Source organism: Mycobacterium sp. 2YAF39, from assembly GCF_052114565.1.
In the GTDB taxonomy this organism is placed as follows: Bacteria; Actinomycetota; Actinomycetes; order Mycobacteriales; family Mycobacteriaceae; genus Mycobacterium.
Genome location: NZ_JBFREZ010000003.1, coordinates 423,735 through 442,544, shown reverse-complemented (window position 1 = coordinate 442,544; position 18,810 = coordinate 423,735). Strand labels below are relative to the sequence as shown.

General features: G+C 64.7%; 19 protein-coding genes. 10 read left to right on the top strand and 9 right to left on the bottom strand.

All coding sequences use genetic code 11. The features are described 5' to 3' along the window. Positions 1 to 103: 103 nt before the first annotated feature. Genes AB4Z42_RS11525 through AB4Z42_RS11510 form a run of 4 tightly spaced genes read left to right on the top strand, consistent with a single transcriptional unit; the run spans position 104 to position 4,142 of the window. Complete coding sequence (locus AB4Z42_RS11525; RefSeq protein ID WP_442009285.1) at positions 104 to 1,501, top strand: class I adenylate-forming enzyme family protein; 1,398 nt, start codon at positions 104 to 106, stop codon at positions 1,499 to 1,501. Next, a complete protein-coding gene (locus AB4Z42_RS11520) occupies positions 1,486 to 2,298 on the top strand; it encodes an acyl-CoA dehydrogenase family protein (RefSeq protein WP_442009284.1) in 813 nt (270 codons plus the stop codon). Before AB4Z42_RS11525 ends, AB4Z42_RS11520 begins: the two co-directional genes overlap by 16 nt. Continuing rightward, entirely contained in the window at positions 2,285 to 3,373 is a 1,089-nt protein-coding gene (locus AB4Z42_RS11515; RefSeq protein WP_442009283.1) for an acyl-CoA dehydrogenase family protein, read from the top strand. Before AB4Z42_RS11520 ends, AB4Z42_RS11515 begins: the two co-directional genes overlap by 14 nt. A gap of 1 nt (position 3,374) precedes the next feature. Beyond that, positions 3,375 to 4,142, top strand: coding sequence for an enoyl-CoA hydratase/isomerase family protein (locus AB4Z42_RS11510; RefSeq protein ID WP_442009282.1), 768 nt, complete (start codon positions 3,375 to 3,377; stop codon positions 4,140 to 4,142). Positions 4,143 to 4,146: 4 nt separating this feature from the next. Here the strand turns inward: AB4Z42_RS11510 and AB4Z42_RS11505 are convergent, their stop codons facing one another. Continuing rightward, complete coding sequence (locus tag AB4Z42_RS11505) at positions 4,147 to 4,887, bottom strand: SDR family NAD(P)-dependent oxidoreductase (protein WP_442009281.1); 741 nt, start codon at positions 4,885 to 4,887, stop codon at positions 4,147 to 4,149. Between the two features lie 84 nt (positions 4,888 to 4,971). Here AB4Z42_RS11505 and AB4Z42_RS11500 point away from each other — a divergent pair, with 84 nt between their 5' ends. Continuing rightward, complete coding sequence (locus AB4Z42_RS11500) at positions 4,972 to 5,847, top strand: ArgK/MeaB family GTPase (protein WP_442009280.1); 876 nt, start codon at positions 4,972 to 4,974, stop codon at positions 5,845 to 5,847. Here AB4Z42_RS11500 and AB4Z42_RS11495 read toward each other — a convergent pair. From AB4Z42_RS11495 to AB4Z42_RS11460, 8 genes are all read right to left on the bottom strand, one after another. Beyond that, a complete protein-coding gene (locus AB4Z42_RS11495) occupies positions 5,844 to 6,293 on the bottom strand; it encodes a nuclear transport factor 2 family protein (RefSeq protein ID WP_442009279.1) in 450 nt (149 codons plus the stop codon). The two genes, AB4Z42_RS11500 and AB4Z42_RS11495, sit on opposite strands and share 4 nt — an antisense overlap. Before the next feature lie 11 nt (positions 6,294 to 6,304). Further along, complete coding sequence (locus AB4Z42_RS11490) at positions 6,305 to 6,889, bottom strand: TetR/AcrR family transcriptional regulator (protein ID WP_442009278.1); 585 nt, start codon at positions 6,887 to 6,889, stop codon at positions 6,305 to 6,307. Positions 6,890 to 6,977: 88 nt separating this feature from the next. Further along, positions 6,978 to 7,256 (bottom strand): cytochrome C oxidase subunit IV family protein, encoded by a 279-nt coding sequence (locus AB4Z42_RS11485; protein WP_442009277.1) that lies wholly within the window; start codon positions 7,254 to 7,256, stop codon positions 6,978 to 6,980. A 3-nt stretch (positions 7,257 to 7,259) separates the two neighbouring features. Continuing rightward, positions 7,260 to 7,871: a cytochrome c oxidase subunit 3 gene (locus tag AB4Z42_RS11480; RefSeq protein WP_442009276.1), complete on the bottom strand. Its 612-nt coding sequence runs from the start codon at positions 7,869 to 7,871 to the stop codon at positions 7,260 to 7,262. Next, positions 7,868 to 8,674 (bottom strand): hypothetical protein, encoded by an 807-nt coding sequence (locus AB4Z42_RS11475; protein WP_442009275.1) that lies wholly within the window; start codon positions 8,672 to 8,674, stop codon positions 7,868 to 7,870. The genes AB4Z42_RS11480 and AB4Z42_RS11475 overlap by 4 nt, the downstream gene beginning before the upstream one ends. Then, positions 8,671 to 9,375, bottom strand: a complete 705-nt coding sequence (locus tag AB4Z42_RS11470; protein WP_442009572.1) for a hypothetical protein — start codon at positions 9,373 to 9,375, stop codon at positions 8,671 to 8,673. Before AB4Z42_RS11470 ends, AB4Z42_RS11475 begins: the two co-directional genes overlap by 4 nt. 362 nt (positions 9,376 to 9,737) lie before the next feature. Then, entirely contained in the window at positions 9,738 to 11,342 is a 1,605-nt protein-coding gene (locus tag AB4Z42_RS11465; protein ID WP_442009274.1) for an FAD-dependent oxidoreductase, read from the bottom strand. A 29-nt stretch (positions 11,343 to 11,371) separates the two neighbouring features. Next, positions 11,372 to 12,100, bottom strand: coding sequence for an IclR family transcriptional regulator (locus AB4Z42_RS11460; protein WP_442009273.1), 729 nt, complete (start codon positions 12,098 to 12,100; stop codon positions 11,372 to 11,374). A gap of 155 nt (positions 12,101 to 12,255) precedes the next feature. Between AB4Z42_RS11460 and AB4Z42_RS11455 the strand changes: the two genes are divergently transcribed. From AB4Z42_RS11455 to AB4Z42_RS11435, 5 genes are read left to right on the top strand one after another with little or no spacing between them, the layout of a single operon-like run. Further along, on the top strand, positions 12,256 to 13,119 hold the full coding sequence (locus AB4Z42_RS11455) for an alpha/beta fold hydrolase (RefSeq protein WP_442009571.1): 864 nt from the start codon (positions 12,256 to 12,258) through the stop codon (positions 13,117 to 13,119). Positions 13,120 to 13,123: 4 nt separating this feature from the next. Then, complete coding sequence (locus AB4Z42_RS11450; RefSeq protein ID WP_442009272.1) at positions 13,124 to 14,821, top strand: bifunctional 3-(3-hydroxy-phenyl)propionate/3-hydroxycinnamic acid hydroxylase; 1,698 nt, start codon at positions 13,124 to 13,126, stop codon at positions 14,819 to 14,821. Continuing rightward, a complete protein-coding gene (locus AB4Z42_RS11445; RefSeq protein WP_442009570.1) occupies positions 14,769 to 15,689 on the top strand; it encodes a 3-carboxyethylcatechol 2,3-dioxygenase in 921 nt (306 codons plus the stop codon). The genes AB4Z42_RS11450 and AB4Z42_RS11445 overlap by 53 nt, the downstream gene beginning before the upstream one ends. Then, positions 15,677 to 17,458 carry an FAD-binding protein gene (locus tag AB4Z42_RS11440; RefSeq protein WP_442009271.1) on the top strand — a complete coding sequence of 594 codons (1,782 nt, stop codon included), beginning with the start codon at positions 15,677 to 15,679 and terminating at the stop codon, positions 17,456 to 17,458. The genes AB4Z42_RS11445 and AB4Z42_RS11440 overlap by 13 nt, the downstream gene beginning before the upstream one ends. Continuing rightward, the gene (locus AB4Z42_RS11435) at positions 17,455 to 18,792 is read left to right on the top strand and encodes an LLM class flavin-dependent oxidoreductase (RefSeq protein ID WP_442009270.1); all 1,338 of its coding nucleotides are present in this window, start codon (positions 17,455 to 17,457) and stop codon (positions 18,790 to 18,792) included. The genes AB4Z42_RS11440 and AB4Z42_RS11435 overlap by 4 nt, the downstream gene beginning before the upstream one ends. Positions 18,793 to 18,810: the final 18 nt, after the last annotated feature.

Below are 18,810 nucleotides of genomic sequence, written 5' to 3'. Positions count from 1 at the left end.
TGGCACATTGGTTCTAAGATTTAGAGAATACCATTCTCTTTAAATGATACGCTATTCTCAAATTCGCATGGTGACCGGCGGCAGCGGCGAGTGAGGACAGGCTGTGAGTGAGGCGATCGCGCTCGCTTTCGAGGAGCGTGAGTACACGCTGTCCGAACTCGACGCCCTGGCCGGCGGCATGGCGGCCACCCTCGAGCACCGCGGCGTACGCCGTGGCGACCGGGTCGCACTCATGTCATCGAATCGGCCGGAGTTCGTCGTCGCGCTGCGGGCCATCTGGCTGCTGGGCGCGTCGGCCGTGCTGCTCAGCCCGGCGTGGAAGCGCACCGAGGTCGACCATGCGCTCGCGCTGACAACGCCTGCGGACGCGGTGGGGGACCATCCGGCTCTGGCCGAGTCGATGCCGATGCTGTCGTTGGACGAGCCGATAGCGCCCGGGTACGGATCTTTCGAAGCGCCGTCGCCGCAGTCCGACGCGTTGTTCGTCTTCAGCTCGGGCACTACCGGAATGCCGAAGGCCGTGCGGCATACACATGCCTCGTTCGCGGTGGCGGTGCGGCATTGGCGCGACGCGTTGAACCTCTCATCGACGGACCGCATGCAGATCATGACGCCGCCCTCGCACATCCTCGGGCTACTTAACATTGCGATGGCGCTCGACACGGGCACCTGGATCCGGTTGCACCGGCGGTTCGATATCGACCAGATGCTTCGGCACATCGAGTCAGACCGGATCACCATCGAAATGGCCGTGGCCCCAATCGCGTTGGCGCTCGCAGCACACCCCGACCTGGAGAAGTACGACCTGTCGTCACTGCGGTACGTGATGTGGTGTGCGACGCCCGTGACCGAGAGCGTCGCCGAGGTCGTGACCCGCAGGGCGGGGGTGAACTGGGTGACGGCGTACGGTGCCAGCGAATTGCCCGTGATCGCGTGCAACGAGATCGCCGGCGCTCAGCTGGACACGGTCGGTCGTGGGGTACCGGGCGTAGATCTGCGAGTGGTGTCACTGGATACCGGCCAATCGGTGGCGGCGGGTGAACTCGGCGAGATCCAGGTGCGCTCGGACTCCGTGATGGCGGGCTACCTGCCGGATTCGGCTACCCCCGAAGCCTTCTCGGGCGGCTGGTACCGGACGGGCGATGTCGGGCACATCGATGCCGAGGGCTGGCTGCGAATCACCGACCGCTTGAAGGAAATGATCAAGGTGCGCGGCTTTCAGGTTGCCCCCGCCGAGATCGAAGCCGTGTTACACGGCCATCCGGCCGTCGAGGATTGTGCGGTGTTCGGGGTGCCGGACGCGAACAGCGGGGAGGCGATCGTGGTTGCGGTCAAGGCCATTGGCTCCGTGGAGGCCGACGAACTCGTCGCGCTGATCGGTGACCGGCTCGCATCGTACAAGCGGCCCAGCCAGATCATGTTCGTGGACGAGATACCGCGTCTGCCATCAGGAAAGGTGTTGCGTCGAGTGTTGAAGGAGCGGCTGTGGACGTCCGTCTGACGAGTGAGCAGCAACAGTTGCGGGATGCTGCGGCCAAGCTCGCCGACGATCTCGGGCCGGGTTCGGTCGCGGATCTCGACGACGAGAAGCGCGGTGCCCGGCTGGAGAAGGCCGTCGACGCCACGGGGTTTCGCACCCTGCGCTCCGACGGCGCGTCCGGTGTCGAGGTCGCGCTCGTCGCCGAGGAGTTTGCGCGAGGGCTGGTCGACGTGCCCTTCATCGGACCGGTGCTGGCCGACGATCTGCGTCATCGCGGTGTACAGGTGCAAGCGGGGGCCGACGAGCCCGAGTCCGTTGATCTGACGAGAAGCCTTGCCGGCGTGGTCGAATCGCCTTCTGGACTTGGGGAGCTCTCCGAGGACGACGCCGTCCGCTGGCGCGCACTCGCACTCACCGTCACCTGTGCCGACCTCGTCGGCGCTGCGCGCGGCGCGCATGCTCTGGCCTGCGAGTACGCCAAGGTTCGCGAGCAGTACGGTGCGACCATCGGTTCCTATCAGGCAGTCGGACATCTCCTTGCCGAAAGCCTGGCCCTGATCGAGGGGTCGGTCAGCGTGCTTCGCCACGCCGCGTGGGCGGTCGACGAACTGCCGCCCACGGAGGCTATCGAAGCCGCGCGGGTGGCCAAGATCTACTGTGCGCGTGCCGCACTGACCGTCTGCGAGACCTCGGTCCAGGTGCACGGCGGTATCGGAAACACCTGGGAATGCCTTGCCCACATCTATCTGCGGCGAGTGCTGGCAACCACCGAAACGTGGCCCGTGAAGCTGGAGGAGCTGACCATTGGATTTTCGTGATTCACCGGAGGAAGCCACATTCCGGGATCGGTTGCGCGGCTGGCTGACCGAACAGAAGGGCAAGTTCCCGACGTCGGGCGACGAGTACTGGGCCGCTCAAGGCGCCTGGCACCAAGCCCTCTACGAGGAAGGCTTCTTCGGCACATCGTGGCCGAAGGAGTACGGGGGCCAGGACCTGCCTCCGGTGTACGACGTCATCGTCGACGAGGAGATCGCAAAGGCAGGCGCCCCTGCGCGCCCGAGCCTCGGGTACCTGGTGGTCGCGTTTGGTCATCACGGCAGCAAGGAACTGCAGCAGCGATTCCTGCCCGGCATGATCAACGGCAGTGAGCGCTGGTGCCAGGGTTTCTCGGAGCCCGGCGCGGGTTCGGACCTCGCATCGCTCACCACGACTGCCACCCGTGACGGTGACGAGTACGTGATCCACGGCCACAAGATCTGGACGAGCTACTCCGACGTCGCCGACTGGTGTCTGCTACTGGCCAGGACGGACAAGGATGTGCCCAAGCATCGCGGCATCTCCGCTTTTGTCGTCTCGATGCATCAACCCGGTGTGGAGCAACGGCCACTGAAGATGATCAGCGGCGTCACGAAGGAATTCGGCCAGGTGTCGTTCGACGGGGCCCGAGTGCCTGCCGAAAACCTCGTCGGCAATCTCGGCGAGGGCTGGAAGCTCGCGATGACGGTCGTCAGCCATGAACGCGAACCATCGACGCTCGGCTTCTCCGCGCGATACGGGAAGCTGGTGCGCCAGTTGGCATCCCGAGTGGACGGCGCGACCACAGAAGAGCTGTCATGGGCGTGGGTTCAGACCGAAATGCTGAGGCTGCATGTGCGCCGACGGCTTTCCGAACAACTCGACGGCATCACTCACGGGCCGCAGGGCTCACTCGACAAGCTGCTGATGACCTGGGTCGAGCAGTCTGTCGGCCATGCGGCGCTGGCCACCGTCGGCACGGGTGATCCCGAACTGTTCGGCGCGTACATGTACAGCCGCGCGCAGAGCGTGATGGGCGGCACGTCACAGATTCAGAAGAACATCATCGCGTCACGAATTCTCGGGTTAGGGGTCTGAAATGTACGACATGCCAGACGAAATCGACGTCACCGCCGATGGTGCACTTCGCATCATCACGCTCAACCGTCCCGATGAACTCAATGCGGTCAACGATCCGCTGCACGTCGGCCTTGCCAAGATCTGGGAGGCGCTCAACGAGGATGCCGGCGCGCGTGCCGCGGTCATCACCGGTGCAGGCCGGGCCTTTTCGGCCGGGGGTGACTTCAACTACCTGGACGAACTGCGCAACGACGAGGCCTTGCGCCAGAAGACGATCAAGCACGGCCGCGACCTCGTCATCGGAATGGTGCGTTGCCGCATCCCGGTGATCGCCGCAGTCAACGGTCCCGCCGTCGGACTGGGCTGCAGCCTGGCGGCGCTTTCGGACATCGTCTACATGGCCGAGACCGCGTTCTTCGCCGATCCACATGTGTCGATCGGTCTGGTGGCTGCGGACGGCGGGCCGTTGGTATGGCCGTCGCAGATAAGCCTTTTGCAGGCCAAGGAGTTTGCGTTCACCGGAATACGGATCAAGGCCCCGCGAGCGCTCGAGTTGGGAATGGCCAACCATGTCGTCGCCGACCCGCTGGCCGACGCGATTGCATGCGCGAACAAGATCATGGAGTTGCCGCAACAGGCGCTCGAGAGCACCAAGCGGCTGATGAACATTCAGCTGGAGAAGTCCGTGATGGCGTCGTTGGACTACGCGAACCTGTCCGAGTACGTCTCGTTCGGGACCCCCGACTTCAACAAGATCGTCGACGGGCTGATCGCGAAGGGCAAGTAACGCGTCAGGTGGGAAGTTCTTCGGAGCGCTGGATTGTGCCGGTGATGCCGCCGGCATTCTGCTGAGCCAGGAACACGGCTGCGTCGGCCATCGCCTCGGGTGGTTCGACCATCTCCGGCGGGATCTCCAACCCGCCGCCACCGGCCTGCCATCCCTCGGTGAGGACAACCCGCGACGGGCTCAGGCAGTTCACGGCGATGTTGTCAGGCTTGAGGTCGGCGGCCAGACCCACGTACAACCGCTCGACCGCGGCCTTGGACACCCAGTAGGCGTTGGACCCGTGCTCGATCATCCCGACGCCGGTCGTGGTGATGGCCACCAGTGAGCCGCCGCCGCGCGCCTTCACGTGCGGGATGACCGCCTTCGTCACCAGGAACACGCCGGTGAGGTTGACGTTGAGGCACAGCTGCCAGCGCTTCAGCGGCGTCGATTCGATGGGGCCGAGCCACAACACACCGGCGTTGGCGACCAGGATGTCGATGCCGCCGAACTCCGAAACCGTTGCGGCGACCGCATTCTCAACCGACTCCTCGCTGGTGACATCGCATGACACCGCCAACGCCCGGCCGCCGACCGACGAGATACCTTCGGCGACCGAATGAATGGTCCCCGGCAGCTTGCCCCGTTGTTCGGAGCGCGCCGCGACCACGACCGCGGCACCTTCTCGGGCGAGCGCCGCAGCGATCGTCGCACCGATGCCGCGGCTGGCCCCGGCGACGAAGGCGACCTTGCCGGTGAGTTGCATATGGTGACCCTTCTTGCAACTGACACTCTCGGACAGAGAGAATAGCATTCTCATATCGGTGGCGACCGCGATAGGCTGGACGCGATGACCATTGACGAGCTCATCGAAGCGGCGCGCAACGGGTCCACCCGGGCGGCCGGCCGGCTGCTGAGCCTGGTCGAAAGTTCGCGGCGCGGCGAGGTGCTCGCGTCGCTCGGCGAGATACCCGCTCCGCGGGTCGTCGGTGTGACAGGCCCACCGGGCGCGGGCAAGTCGACGACGGTCGGCGCTCTGGTCAGTGCGTACCGCGAACGCGACATGCGGGTGGCGGTGCTGGCGGTCGATCCGTCCTCGCCGTACAGCGGCGGAGCGCTGCTGGGGGACCGGATCCGAATGGCCGCCCATATCAACGACACCGACGTCCTCATTCGGTCGGTGGCGACGCGCGGTCACCTCGGGGGACTTGCTGCCGCGGTTCCGGCCGCCATCAGGCTGCTCACCGCGTTGTCCTACGACCTCGTCGTGTTGGAGACGGTGGGTGTGGGCCAATCCGAGATCGAGATCGCCGCCATCGCCGATCCGACGATCGTGATCCTCAATCCCGGTGCGGGCGATGCGGTCCAAGCGGCCAAGGCAGGCCTGCTCGAAGTCGCCGACATCGTCGTCGTCAACAAGGCGGACCGCGACGGCGCGGATCAGACGGTGCGGGACCTGAAGGCCGAGACCAAGGCCCCGATCCTGAAGCTCGTTGCCGCAGAAGGACAAGGCATCCCCGAGTTGGTCGATGTCATCGAGGTTCACCACCGCACCGACAGCCCGGAACGGCGCATGGCGCGTGCGCGTGCGCAGATCTTGTCACTGGCGCAGACGCGACTGCGGAGTCATCCCGAGCTGGATCGCCTCGCGGGGCTGGTCGCCGAGGGCGGGTCGGATCCATACACCGCTACCGAGCAGCTGTTCGCCGTCCCTGTCGAGCCTTAACCGATCGCTGGTACATCCGACGGGAACGGCAGCGTGGCCACCTGGCCGTCGGTATTTCTCAGCAGCGCATCGTAGCGGCGGTGAAGGATCAGCCACGCACCCTCATCGCGGATGTACTCGTCGTGGTAGACGCCCGAGATGATCAAGTTGGTGCCCTCGGCGCGCTGGCCGGTTTCCTGGACGAACCAACGGCCAAGGGCGCGATCAGGATTCGATACATCGACGACGACCACTCCGGACATCAGCGCCTGCAGGAAGACATTCCAGCCGTCGAGCATCGCGGTGAAGAACGCCGACATCGCATCGTGCCCCTCGAAACAGCCGAGCTCCGGTGCCTGCCACGTGCCGTTGGTCGCGAATGTGCCAGCGATTCCGGACGGGTCGCGGCGCGAGGCGGCATCGGCATACCTGTTGACGAGGCTGCGGATCTCCTGCTCATCGATCATGCGAGGCAACGTCATTCGGGGATACCGAGCATGCGTCTGGTCATCTGCTTCAACTGTTCGCGCAGCGTCTCACCGTCGACGTCGGCGAGCAGTGGGTGCATGACCGCCACGCTGATCGCACTCGACAGCATCGCCGCGTGCAGACGCGCCTCGACCCCTGCTTCCGTACCGAGCAGCGCCGCATACAACCGCTCGATGAACCGCTGGAACGGTTCGTATTCAGCCTGCAGTCTGATGATGATGGGATCGAACATCGGCACGCGGAAGGCGTCGCGGCGGTCAATGGCCTGCTCGACCATGCGGTCGAGAAGTACGGCACGCGCCCGTAGGGGATGCCCCTCGGCCTCGGCGGCCTCGAGCACATCCTCGAGCTTGCTCATCTCTCGCTCCGTGATGGCGATGACGATCTCTTCCTTCGTCTTGAACTGGCGGTACACGGCCGCCTTCGTCACACCCATCTCGTCGGCGATCATCTGCAACGACGTTCCGCTGACGCCGTGCTCGGCGATCAGTTTCAACGCGGCATCCAGCACTCGGGTCTGCGCGGCGGTGCGGGTGATCTCGCTGAACTTCAGGCCATCCTGCGTGGACGTCACAGCGACGAGGGTAGCCGACCGGCTACTTCCGTGACCGGTTTGAAGTCGACTCTGGCGAGACGAAAACGTAGCGCCGTGGCACCAGGCTTCACATGCCGGCCAAGTAAAAGCCCAAAAGTAGTGCGACGAGACCGATGAGCCATCCACTGGTCGTCGCTTTCAACCACCTTGGCGCATATCGGACCTCCATGAAGTGCCAGATCACCAAATGCGTCTTCACGGCGGCGATGAGTAGCACGACGAGCGTGACGGTCACATTGACGACGTGGGCTGAGCCGCCGCCACGAGCGGTCAGCCACGACACGACGGTGACGATGCTGAGCAACGCCCAGACGAATGTCAGTGGGTTGCGGATGTAGGACGTCATCGATCACCTCATCAGGTAAAGCAGCGCAAACAGAAGGATCCACAGCAGATCGACCATGTGCCAGTAGGTCGCCGCGGTTTCCACGAACGACATCTTCGGTTTCGCCGAGATCCGCAGACTGCGAATGACGAAGCCGAGGATTACCAGTCCGAGCGTGACGTGGCACAAGTGCAACCCCGTCATGACGTAGTAGTACATGAAGAAGAGGTTGCTTCCCGGCGTCAACCCGGCAGTCAATTCGGGGATGTACTCGAACGCCTTCATGACCGGGAAGGCCACGCCGAAAGCGAACGCGATGCCGAACAGGCGAATAGCATCCGGCACTTTGCCGTTGCGCGCCGCCGAGGTGCCCAGCGCGACGAAGAGAGAACTCGTCAGCAGGATGACCGTATTGATGGCGCCGATGTCCAGATTCAGCCGCGCTTGGCTCTGCAGAAACAGGTCGGCGTCCTGCCCGCGATAGTAGATGTAGCTGATGAAGTAGACGCCGAAGATGAGGAGGTCGCCGATCACGAAGAACCACATGCTCAGTTCGCCGGGAACGTGGTTGCGCACGTTGGTGATTGGTCCGGTCTTACTGACGTCGGGGGCAGATTCCTGGGCGACGTTGGTCATGCGTTCGCCTTGGGTCGCGGATCATGCGACACCGGTTCGCCATGCAGCCAGGCGGTCTCGAGCGTGTCGTCCGGCTGGTTCTTGATCGCCCGGTAGATGCAGATGTAGACGATGAACTGCCAAGAGACGTACAGCACCATGGCGAACCAGAAGGTCATCAAGCCGTTCCACGCGAACGGACCAGACTTCGAGATCCACACCGGCGCAGCCATCAGTTCGGTCACGTACTGCCAAACGGTGTAGTAGCCGAGCCATTTCGGTAGGACGTTGTTCTTGTCGAGAATGATCGCAAGGCCGAAGGCCATCCACATGACACAGAAGCACCCGAGCGAGCCGATGTAGGCCAGGTAGCCGAAGTCGTAGAGCATCGCCAGTACCGATGGATCATAGCCGGAGCGAAACGCGCCGAGTCCGAAACAGAACATCGGGAAGAGCATGCCGACGATCGCTCCCGTCGTGGCACCGATCATGACCGCGTAGCGAAACACCGGGCTGACTGACATCCGCTTGATCTGTATGAGATAGACGGCGTTGCCCACCGGTGCGAGGCCGAAGCACAACGTCAGAATCGCGCACGCGATGAGCAGGTTGTGGGACTGCATGAAATCGACCATCGCGGGTGCGGGGCTGTTCGGCGGTCGGGGCGGCATCATCCAACTCAGCGGCACGAACACGATGCCGAAGATGTTGAAGAAGATCGGAACCAGCCAGAACGCAATCCATTGGTCCCTCTTGCGATTCCGCGGACGTGGTGGTGCGGATTCAGCCGGGGATTCGGGTGCCGTGACGACGGTGTCGCTCATGCGAGACTCTCCCGCTCGTCACCCTGACGATTCACCACACCCAGAAGGACGAAGAACATCACGACGGCCCAGATCACGAGCACAGCGTTGCGCAGGGTGAATGACACGGCGCCATCCCACGCCAGCGGCCCGGTCTTGAACAGGATCGAGAACGCGCTCGGGATCAGCAGCAGCGCGGCTGCCACGTTGAAATGCGCCACCCAGCGCGGAAATACCGGATCCGGCCGTTCATCGAGGTAGATGCTCACCGCAAGGCAGAGATTCTGTACGACGATGGTGCCGACTGGCGCGATGAAGAAGAACCACGCCATATCGTTCAGCAGGCTGATCAGCTGCGGGTCGCGGTCAGGCCGGAATGCGGCGACGCCCCAGCAGTAGTCGGCGAGAATGAACGCCGTAGTACCGACGCCGACGCAGATGATGTACGCATAGGTGAAGACGCTGCTCGACGTGGCGGTGCGCGATATCTGTACGGCGATGACCGCGAACATCGGCACCAGCGAACCGGCGATCAGGTTGCACAGGATCACGACTCCCAGGATTCCCGTGACGTTCTCGCTGAAGATCGCCGCGACCTGTTCGGGGCTCAAGGTCGGCGACAGTGGCGGAGAGAACAGCGGGAACAACAAATAGCCGATGACGAACAACACGCCTGCCGGCGGTGCCGTCCACAGCATGATGCGTTGACCCCGGGTCGTCATCGACACGGGCCCGGGGTCTCTATCGCGGGTCGCTGTCGCTGCCGTGCCCCCGGCCGCGGGGAGTTCGCCGCCGTCGTTCGTGAGTTCGGTCATCGGTGGATGTCCTCCTGGCTCGTCGGCAGGCGAGCGACTGATCGACCATCCCGTTCGGCGAATCTAGCGCGCTCGCAGGACGAGGGTAGCCCAAAATTTGACCGTTTGGTTGCCGATCGGCTACTTTATGAGTTGCCGATCGGCAACCGACGGTTGGGGTCGAATCGCGGGTCGGGGTGGCGGCTGTCCCGGTGCCCCAATATTTGTCGTAAGCGCTTGCGCCACGGTCGAAGTCGGGGTTCGGGTGGTCACCGGCACTCTGAACCCTGTCACGTGCGCGCCGAGACCGCCAACCCCGCGCGATACCCGAACACCATCGCCGGACCGAGTGTCCCGCCGGCACCGCCGTAGGCCTTACCCGTCGCGCCCGCCATCGCATTGCCCACGGCGAACAATCCCGGAATCGCCGCGCCGTTGACGTGCAGCACCCGGCCGTCGCTGTCAGTGCGCGGGCCGCCCTTGGTGCCCATCGCGCCGATCGACACGGGGACGGCGTAGTACGGCGGGGTGTCGATCGGACCGAGGGTCTTGCCCGCAGAGGTGGTCGCTGTGTCGTCGCCCCAGTATCCGTCGTAAGCGCTTGCACCACGGTCGAAGTCGGGGTCCTGCGCGTTCGCGACGTTGTCATTCCACGCCGCGAGCGTCGCTGCCAGGCCGTCCGCGTCGATACCTGTCTTCTCGCCGAGTTCCGCCAAGTCGGCCGACGGCGCAAACCAGTCCGGCGCCTCTTCTTCGGGGAGCACCCCGAGGAACCCGTACCGCTTGAAATGCTGTGCGTCGAAGACGATCCACGCCGGATCGTTCGCGTAGCCGTGCTTGGGGTCCAGGAAATGGAACGGACCCGCCATGGAGTTGTATTCGCCCGCCTCGTTGAGGAATCGCCTGCCCGCGCGGTTGACGATGATGCTTCTGGGGCGGGTGCGTTCCAGCCGTACGCTGCGACTGCGCGGATGACCCTCGAAGGTGTCGCCGGGCAGCTGGACGATCGGCACCCACCACGCCTCGCCCATGTTGGCCAGATCGGCGCCGTGTGCCATCGCCATGCGCAGGCCGTCGCCGGTGTTGTTGGGCGGTGAGACCGCGCCGCGCATCGGTCCACGTAGATAGGCCTCGACCAGCTTGGGATCCCATTCGAACCCACCGGTTCCCAGCACTACACCGCGACGGGCCCGAACGTTGAACTCTCTGTCGCCCTGTGTAATTCGGACACCGGTGATCCCCAGGGCGTCGGCGAAGAGCTCGACGGCGCGCGCGTTCGTATGCGGCGCGATCCCGAGATCGAGGAGCCCCTTCAGCAGTCCGGAGATCAACGCGGTGCCCGCCACGCAGTAGTCGCCCGTCTCCTCGTCGACCGAGGCGTGGATGCGCGCGCGTGTCTCGGCGTCGATACCGACGTTGCTGAAATCGGCGGGGAATGACGTGACGTGATCGCTCCACTCGCCGAGGCGGGCCCGATCGAACGGTCTGGCGTTCAGCGACCGTCCGCCTGCCGGGCGTCCGCCGGGAAGTTCGGGCTTATAGTCCGGGAATCCTTCGGCGACTTCGAATTCCAATTCGCTGTGGGCCTCGATGAAGTCGAGCATCTCCGGACCGGTGCGAACGAAGGTGTCGACCAGGTCGTCGTCCATGAACCCGTGAGACTGTGCCCGCAGGTAACTCATGGCGTCCTCGATCGTCAGCTCGCCCTCGGAGGCTCGATTGTGCGCAGGAATCCAGATGATGCCGCCGGAAACCGCCGTCGTGCCGCCGACGGTCGCGGCCTTCTCGTATACCTCGACCGAGGCTCCGTTGACGGCGGCCGTCAGTGCCGAGGTCAGGCCGGCGCCGCCGCTGCCAAGCACGACCACGTCGACCTCGTGATCCCAATTGGTCACGTGCTCAATCCTTTCGGCGCAGGCGATCCTCAGGACAGGATCGCGGACAATTCGTTGGCCGCCTTGATCACCGCGTCCTTGCCATGCATCACCACGTCTTCACGATGCGAGATTAGGTTGATGCACGTCGGCGGTGACGGTGGCTGCCTGTGTACGGGCACTGCGAGACCGAAGGTGTTCGGCTCGACTTCGCCGTGCGTCGTGACCCAACCCTGTTGGCGGGTCTGGGGGATCAGATCGCGTTCGCCGGGCCGCGGCGGCATGCTCGCGAGCAGCGCGAGGCCGGCGGCACCCCGATCGAGCGGGTAACGGCTTCCTTCGTGAAAAGCGAGCTGGTAGTACACGTTGGTCGGCACGATCACCGCGATGGCGACCTGCTGATCGCCCTCGGCGACGAGCAGCGACACCGTGCTGCCGAGTTCGTCCGCCAGCGTGCGCAGGGTGGGCAGGCTCAGCTGGCGTACATGGTTGTCGAACGATGCGCCGAGCACTGCGAGCGCGGCGGCCGCCCGGTAGCGGCCGTCCTCGCCCTTGGCCACAAACCGGAACGACGAGAGCGTGGACAGCAGGCGGTAGGCGATGGTCCGGTGCACGCCGATCTCATCGGCGACCTGCTGGGCGGTCAGGCCCGAACGGGACGTCGCGACCAACTGCAGTGCGGCTAAACCCCGAGCCAACGTCTGCGAACCGGGCGCGCCGGTCGGCGCGGCGTTGGGGCTGGCCCCGCCGACCGATTCAGACCCGACCGAACCAGACATCCGACTTCCTGACCTTCCTTGACATCCACCACTCAGGAGAGTGATGCTCTAACTATAGTGCACATGGACGTGCGATAAATGAGCACAGTGCTTACAAAATACGAGAATTTGATTCTCCCCGTCAAGAGAGGTGACGAGTGCCGGAATCGTCTCCGCTGCTCGACTTCGAGAGCGTCTGGAGTGACCTTCAGGGCGTCACGTTCTCGCAGGGATATATCGACGCGGGTGGAGTGCGCACCCGCTATCTGCATGCCGGTGACCGGGACAAGCCGACCCTGGTCTTCCTGCACGGTTCGGGAGGGCACGCCGAGGCATACGTCCGGAATCTGGAATCGCATGCCGAGCACTTCTCGACGTGGTCGATCGACATGCTCGGCCACGGCTACACGGACAAGCCCGGGCACCCGCTCGAGGTGGACCACTACGTATCCCATCTGATGTCGTTCCTCGACACGATCGGTGTGCAGCGCGCCCACATCAGCGGTGAATCGCTGGGCGGCTGGGTGGCCGCGCGCGCCGCCGCCGACGAGCCGAACCGGATCGACCGACTGGTGCTCAACACCGCGGGCGGATCTCAGGCCGACCCCGAGGTGATGAAGCGCATCATCACGTTGTCGATGGCCGCGGCCGAGAACCCGACTTGGGAAACGGTCCAGGCGCGCATCAAGTGGTTGATGGCCGACAAGTCCAAGGACTACGACGACATCGTCGCGAGCCGCCAGCGGGTCTACCGCCAACCCGGATTCGCCGCCGCGATGAAGGACATCATGGCTCTGCAGGATCCCGATATCCGCGCACGAAACCTGCTCGGCCCGAAGGAATACGGATCGATCACCGCGCCGACCATGGTCGTATGGACGAGCGATGACCCGACCGCCGATGTCGCAGAGGGTCGCCGGATGGCCTCGATGATCCCCGGCGCCCGGTTCGAGGTGATGCCCGGCTGTGGGCACTGGCCGCAGTACGAGGACCCCAAGACCTTCAATCGCCTCCACCTCGACTTCCTGCTGGGACGTTAGTCACATGACCCATCAGGTGGACGTCGTCATCGTCGGGGCCGGCCCTTCCGGGCTGACGCTGGCGAACATCCTTGGGCTGCAGGGAGTCCGGACGGTCATCGTCGAGGAGCGCGACACCCTCATCGATTACCCCCGCGGAGTCGGACTCGACGACGAGGCGCTGCGTACCTTCCAGTCCATCGGGTTGGTCGACCGTGTCCTGCCACACACCGTGCCGAACCAGATCCTGCGCTTCTTCGACGGCAAGCGACGCCTGCTCGCCGAAATGGCGCCGCCCGACGCACGGTTCGGCTGGCCCAAGCGCAACGGGTTCGTCCAGCCGATGGTCGACGCCGAACTGTGCGGCGGACTGGACCGCTTCCGACACGTGGAAATCCGGTGGGGACACCGGATGGAGAACTGCGTCGAAGCCAGCGACGGCGTCACTCTCGAGTTCGCCAACGGCAAAGAACCTGTCCATGCTCGCTACGTCGTCGGCTGCGACGGCGGGCGCAGCGCAACCCGCCGATTGATGGGTGTGTCGTTCGACGGGACGACATCGTCGACCCGCTGGCTGGTGGTCGACGTCGCCAATGATCCCCTCGGTCACCCGAACAGCGAAGTGGGCGCCGACCCCAAGCGGCCCTACGTGTCGATCGCCATCGCCCACGGGATCCGCCGCTTCGAATTCCTGATTCACGACGACGAGTCCGATGAGCTCGCCGACGATCCGGCGTTCGTGAGACGCATGCTTGCGCAGCGGGTTCCGCATCCCGATCGGGTCGACATGATCCGCCATCGGGTGTACACCCATCACTCACGCATCGCCGGCTCCTTCCGTACGGGACGTCTGATGCTGGCGGGCGACGCCGCGCACCTGATGCCGGTATGGCAGGGCCAGGGCTACAACAGCGGTATCCGGGACTCCGCCAACCTGGGGTGGAAGCTCGCGGCTGTGGTCAACGGTCAGGCAGGTGACGCGCTGCTGGACACCTACGACACCGAACGGCGCAAACATGCGCGGGCGATGATCGACCTGTCCACCATGGTCGGGCGGGTCATCTCGCCGACGAATCGGCGGGTGGCGGCGTTGCGTGACCGCGTGATCCATGGCGCGTCGCTCGTGCCCACGTTGAAGCGCTACATATTGGAGATGCGCTTCAAGCCGATGCCGCGCTATCAGCAGGGCGCGGTCTTCCACGCTGAGAGCAGTGGCGGCGCCTCTGGCGGCATCTCACCGACCGGCACACTGTTCATCCAGCCGCGGGTTGATACCCGGGCGGAGCATAATGTCCTTCTCGACGAAGTGCTCGGCACCGGCTTCGCGGTGCTGTGCTGGAGCAACAACCTACGCGCTGTCCTCGGCGATCAGGCGTTCAGCCGCTGGAAAGCGTTGGGGGCCAACTTCGTCGAAGTGCGTCCGATGACGCAGCTGAATTGGACCGGGCACGACGACACCGACGTGGTCGTCGTCGGCGACCGAACGGGTGCGCTGAAGTCCTGGTTCGACGTCTATACCGACTCGGTGCTGTTCGTGCGGCCCGACCGCTGCATCGCAGGCGCGTGCATCGCGCAGCGCGCCCCCGAGATGAGCGAATCACTTTTCGATGTCTTGTGTCTGACCCAGGGAGGAGGCTCGAGTTCACATGGCGACACTGGCCCTGTGCTGCATGTCGCACAGCCCGCTACTGAACCTTCCGGGACCGTCGCAGGAACTCCTTGACGACGTCGAGTCGGCGCTCGCAGCTGCACGCGGTTTCGTCGCTGACTTCGACCCCGAACTGGTCGTCATCTTCTCGCCCGACCACTACAACGGGTTCTTCTATCGGACGATGCCGCCGTTCTGCATCGGCACCGGCGCCCAGGGTGTCGGCGATTACGGCACGTACGCAGGCCCTCTGGACGTGCCCGCGAACATCGCCACCGACTGCGCGCGGGCAGTTCTCGAATCAGGTGTGGACGTGGCGCTTTCGGCCAGTATGGACGTCGACCACGGCACCGTCCAACCCTTGGAGAAGCTCTTCGGCGACGCGACGTCTCGGCCTGTGATCCCGGTCTTCATCAACTCGGTCGCCACCCCGCTCGGCCCGCTTCGGCGAGTCCGCGCACTCGGTGCGGCCGTCGGAACCCACCTGGCCACACTGGGCAAGCGCGTCCTGATCGTGGGATCAGGTGGCCTGTCGCATGATCCACCCGTGCCCACGCTGGCTTCCGCACCGCCCGCCGCATTGGCGCGGATCGTGCACGGGGAGCCGATGTCACCGGAACAACGGCAGGCAAGACAGGTGGCGGTGATGGACGCAGCACAGGCGTTTGCGCACGGTGACAGCCCTTTACAGGCGCTGAACCCCGAGTGGGATCAGGCGTTCCTCGACCTGGTCGACTCCAATCGCCTCGGCGATGTGGATGGCTGGTCGAATAGCTGGATAGAGCAGCAGGCCGGTCACTCCGCCCACGAAATCCGCACCTGGGTAGCGGCGTTCGCAGCTCTGGCGGCGCACGGTCGATATGAGACGACGCACCGGTTCTACCGCGCCGCGCCCGAATTGATCGCCGGCTTCGCCGTCAGGACGGCGGTGTGCAACCCGTGACCAGCGAACCGTTCGACCTCACCGTCGATGTGCTCGTCATAGGCTCAGGCGGCGGGGGGATGACGGCGGCACTGGCGGCCGATGCGTTCGGGCTCGACACGCTCGTCGTCGAGAAGTCACCGCAGTTCGGCGGCTCCACCGCACTTTCGGGCGGCGGTATCTGGGTGCCCGGAGCGCCGTCTCAGCGCGAAGCCGGCTACGTTCCCGACCCCGACGGGGTGTTCGAGTATCTGCAGCGGATCACCGGCGGGCTGGTGAGCGACGCACGGCTTCGCCGGTACATCGAGAGTGCTCCGGAGATGATGGAGTTCCTCGAAAAGCGCAGCAAGTGGTTCGAATTCGTGTGGAAGCCCGGCTATGCCGACTACTACCCGGAGCTGCCCGGCGGCTCTGAACTGGGAAGCACGATCAACGTACCCGCCATCGACCTGCGCAAGCTCGGTGATGAGGAGCAGAACCTGCTGCGGCCGCTGGCGTTGGCGCCCGATGGAATCTGGTTTGCCCCCAAGGATCTTCGGCTGTTCTACCAGGTGCGCCAGAACTGGCGCGGCAAGGCCGTCCTGGTGAAACTGATCTGGCGCATGTTCCGGGCGCGCGTCTTCGGCGACCGGATGGCCGCGATCGGCCAATCGCTGGCGGCCAGGATGCGGCTGGCGCTCAAAGAGCAGAACATCCCGCTGTGGCTGAGTGCACCGATGACCGAATTGATCACCGATGTCGATGGCGCGGTGACCGGCGCCGTGATCGAGCGCGACGGGCGTCAGCAGCGTATCGGCGCGCGGCATGGTGTCATTCTTGCCGCCGGTGGCTTCGACCACGATATGGAGCGGCGCAGACAGCACCTTCCCGTACTCGAGAAGGACTGGAGCTTCGGCAATCCCGCATCGATGGGTGACGGCATCAGGGCGGGTGAGAAGGTCGGCGGTTCGACCGATCTGCTCGACGAGGCGTGGTGGTTCCCCGCCATGTGCTGGCCCGACGGCAGGCTGCAGTTCATGCTGAACGAGCGGATGATGCCGTCGCAGTTCGTCGTCAACGGCGAGGGCAAGCGGTTCATCAACGAGGCGGCGCCCTACATGGACTTCGCGCACGCGATGATCGAAGGCCAGAACACCGGCGTGGCTCACATCCCGTGCTGGCTCGTCACCGACATCCGGTCGTTCCACCGCTATGTCGTCGGCGGACACCTACCCATTCCCAAGGTGCCGTTCGCACCGGTGCCGACCGGCCGGAAGGTGCCCAAGGCGTGGCTGGAATCCGGAGTCGTGCTGGAGGCGAACAGCTTCGAGGAGTTGGCCACGAAGATCGGCGCACCGCCGGCGCAGCTTCGTGCAACCGCCGACCGCTTCAACGAATTGGCGCGCAAGGGTCACGACGACGACTTCAACCGCGGCGATTCCGCCTACGACAACTACTACGGCGACCCGACGTTGCGCAATCCCAACCTGTATCCCCTGCAGAAGCCGCCGTACTACGCGTTCCAGATCATCCTCGGTGACCTCGGCACCTCGGGCGGCCTGCGCACGGACGAACACGCGCGCGTGCTCCGATCCGATGAGAGCCCCGTGACGGGGCTGTACGCGGTCGGCAACACCTCGGCCGCGGTCATGGGGCGCAGCTACGCGGGGGCGGGCGCCACCATCGGCCCGGCCATGGCCTTCGGCTACGTGGCGGCCAAGCACATCGCAGACCAGTTGCCCGACAAAGGTGTTCAGTCCAGCCCTCAAACCGATTCGACAGTCGATTCAGATCGAAAGGTAACGAAATGAAGATCTCGCTGTTCTATGAGTTCCCGCTGCCGCGGCCATGGAGTGACGACGACGAGCACAAGCTCTTCCAGGACGGCCTCGACGAGGTGGAGGCAGCCGACAAGGCCGGCTTCTCCACGGTGTGGCTGACCGAGCACCACTTCCTGGAGGAGTACTGCCACTCCACCGCTCCCGAGATCTTCCTGTCGGCGGCGAGTCAGCGCACCAAGGACATTCGGCTCGGTTTCGGCATCATGCACCTGCCGCCTGCGGTCAATCACCCTGCGCGCGTGGCCGAGCGGGTCTCGACGCTCGACCTGCTGTCCAACGGCCGCGTGGAGTTCGGCACCGGTGAGTCGTCTTCGGTGGGTGAGCTCGGCGGGTTCGGCATCGACCCGGCCGACAAGCGCACGATGTGGGAAGAGGCGCTGGAGGTGTCGATCCGCTGTATGACCGAGGAGCCGTTCACCGGCTTCAACGGCCAGCACATCGACATGCCTCCGCGCAACGTCGTTCCCAAGCCTTTGCAGAAGCCGCACCCGCCGGTGTGGGTCGCGTGCACACGGCCCGCCTCGGTGTCGATGGCAGCACAGAAAGGCCTTGGCGCCCTGAGCTTCGCCTACACCGGACCGGGACCGCTGACCGAGCGAGTCAACGGCTATTACAAGGAGTTCGAAGAGACCGCCGTGCCGGTCACACCTCTGATGAACCCCAACATCCTCGCCATCGGCGGCGACCTGTCCATGATGGTGGCCAAGACCGATGAGCAGGCCATCGAGCGACTCGGCAAGGGCGGCGGGTTCTTCGCGTTCGGGATCATGCATTACTACATGACCGGTATGCACACGCCGGGCCGCACCGGGGTGTGGGAGCGGCACCTCGAAGAGATCGAGAAGGATCCGAGCGTCGTGTACGGGCCGGACCGCGGGCCGATCGGCAGCCCCGCCACGGTGCGCGAGTTCCTGCGCGGTTACGAGGAAAGCGGTGTCGACGAACTGATCCTGCTCCTCACGCCGCGCCGTCACGAGGAGACGATGGAGTCCATCGAGCTGATGGGCAAGGAGGTTCTGCCCGAGTTCATCGAGCGCGACGAGAAGGCGAGGGCCGAGAAGGCGAAGCGGCTCGAGCCCGTCATCGAGAAGGCCGAAGCGCGTCGGCCCAAGTCGAAGGCGCCACTGTTCGACGAGAACTACGCGTTCGGCGGCCTGCCCACCGGCAGGGAGAACTACACCGCCAACGAGGTGTCGTTGGCGATGGATGAGATGAACGCCGGCATCGAGGCGGCGGCGGCGAAGCTCAAGTCGGGCGAAGGCTGGACGAGCAGAAATGCTTCTGCGGACGTGAGGAGCGAATGACCGGGGCGGACGTGGGGA

Excerpts from the sequence above, each read along its gene's own strand:
- AB4Z42_RS11510 (WP_442009282.1), top strand. The coding sequence starts at position 3,375 with ATGTACGACATGCCAGACGAAATCGACGTCACCGCCGATGGTGCACTT.
- AB4Z42_RS11505 (WP_442009281.1), bottom strand. The coding sequence starts at position 4,887 with ATGCAACTCACCGGCAAGGTCGCCTTCGTCGCCGGGGCCAGCCGCGGC.
- AB4Z42_RS11500 (WP_442009280.1), top strand. The coding sequence starts at position 4,972 with ATGACCATTGACGAGCTCATCGAAGCGGCGCGCAACGGGTCCACCCGG.
- AB4Z42_RS11495 (WP_442009279.1), bottom strand. The coding sequence starts at position 6,293 with ATGATCGATGAGCAGGAGATCCGCAGCCTCGTCAACAGGTATGCCGAT.
- AB4Z42_RS11485 (WP_442009277.1), bottom strand. The coding sequence starts at position 7,256 with ATGACGTCCTACATCCGCAACCCACTGACATTCGTCTGGGCGTTGCTC.
- AB4Z42_RS11480 (WP_442009276.1), bottom strand. The coding sequence starts at position 7,871 with ATGACCAACGTCGCCCAGGAATCTGCCCCCGACGTCAGTAAGACCGGA.
- AB4Z42_RS11475 (WP_442009275.1), bottom strand. The coding sequence starts at position 8,674 with ATGAGCGACACCGTCGTCACGGCACCCGAATCCCCGGCTGAATCCGCA.
- AB4Z42_RS11470 (WP_442009572.1), bottom strand. The coding sequence starts at position 9,375 with ATGACGACCCGGGGTCAACGCATCATGCTGTGGACGGCACCGCCGGCA.
- AB4Z42_RS11460 (WP_442009273.1), bottom strand. The coding sequence starts at position 12,100 with ATGTCTGGTTCGGTCGGGTCTGAATCGGTCGGCGGGGCCAGCCCCAAC.
- AB4Z42_RS11450 (WP_442009272.1), top strand. The coding sequence starts at position 13,124 with ATGACCCATCAGGTGGACGTCGTCATCGTCGGGGCCGGCCCTTCCGGG.
- AB4Z42_RS11445 (WP_442009570.1), top strand. The coding sequence starts at position 14,769 with ATGTCGCACAGCCCGCTACTGAACCTTCCGGGACCGTCGCAGGAACTC.
- AB4Z42_RS11435 (WP_442009270.1), top strand. The coding sequence starts at position 17,455 with ATGAAGATCTCGCTGTTCTATGAGTTCCCGCTGCCGCGGCCATGGAGT.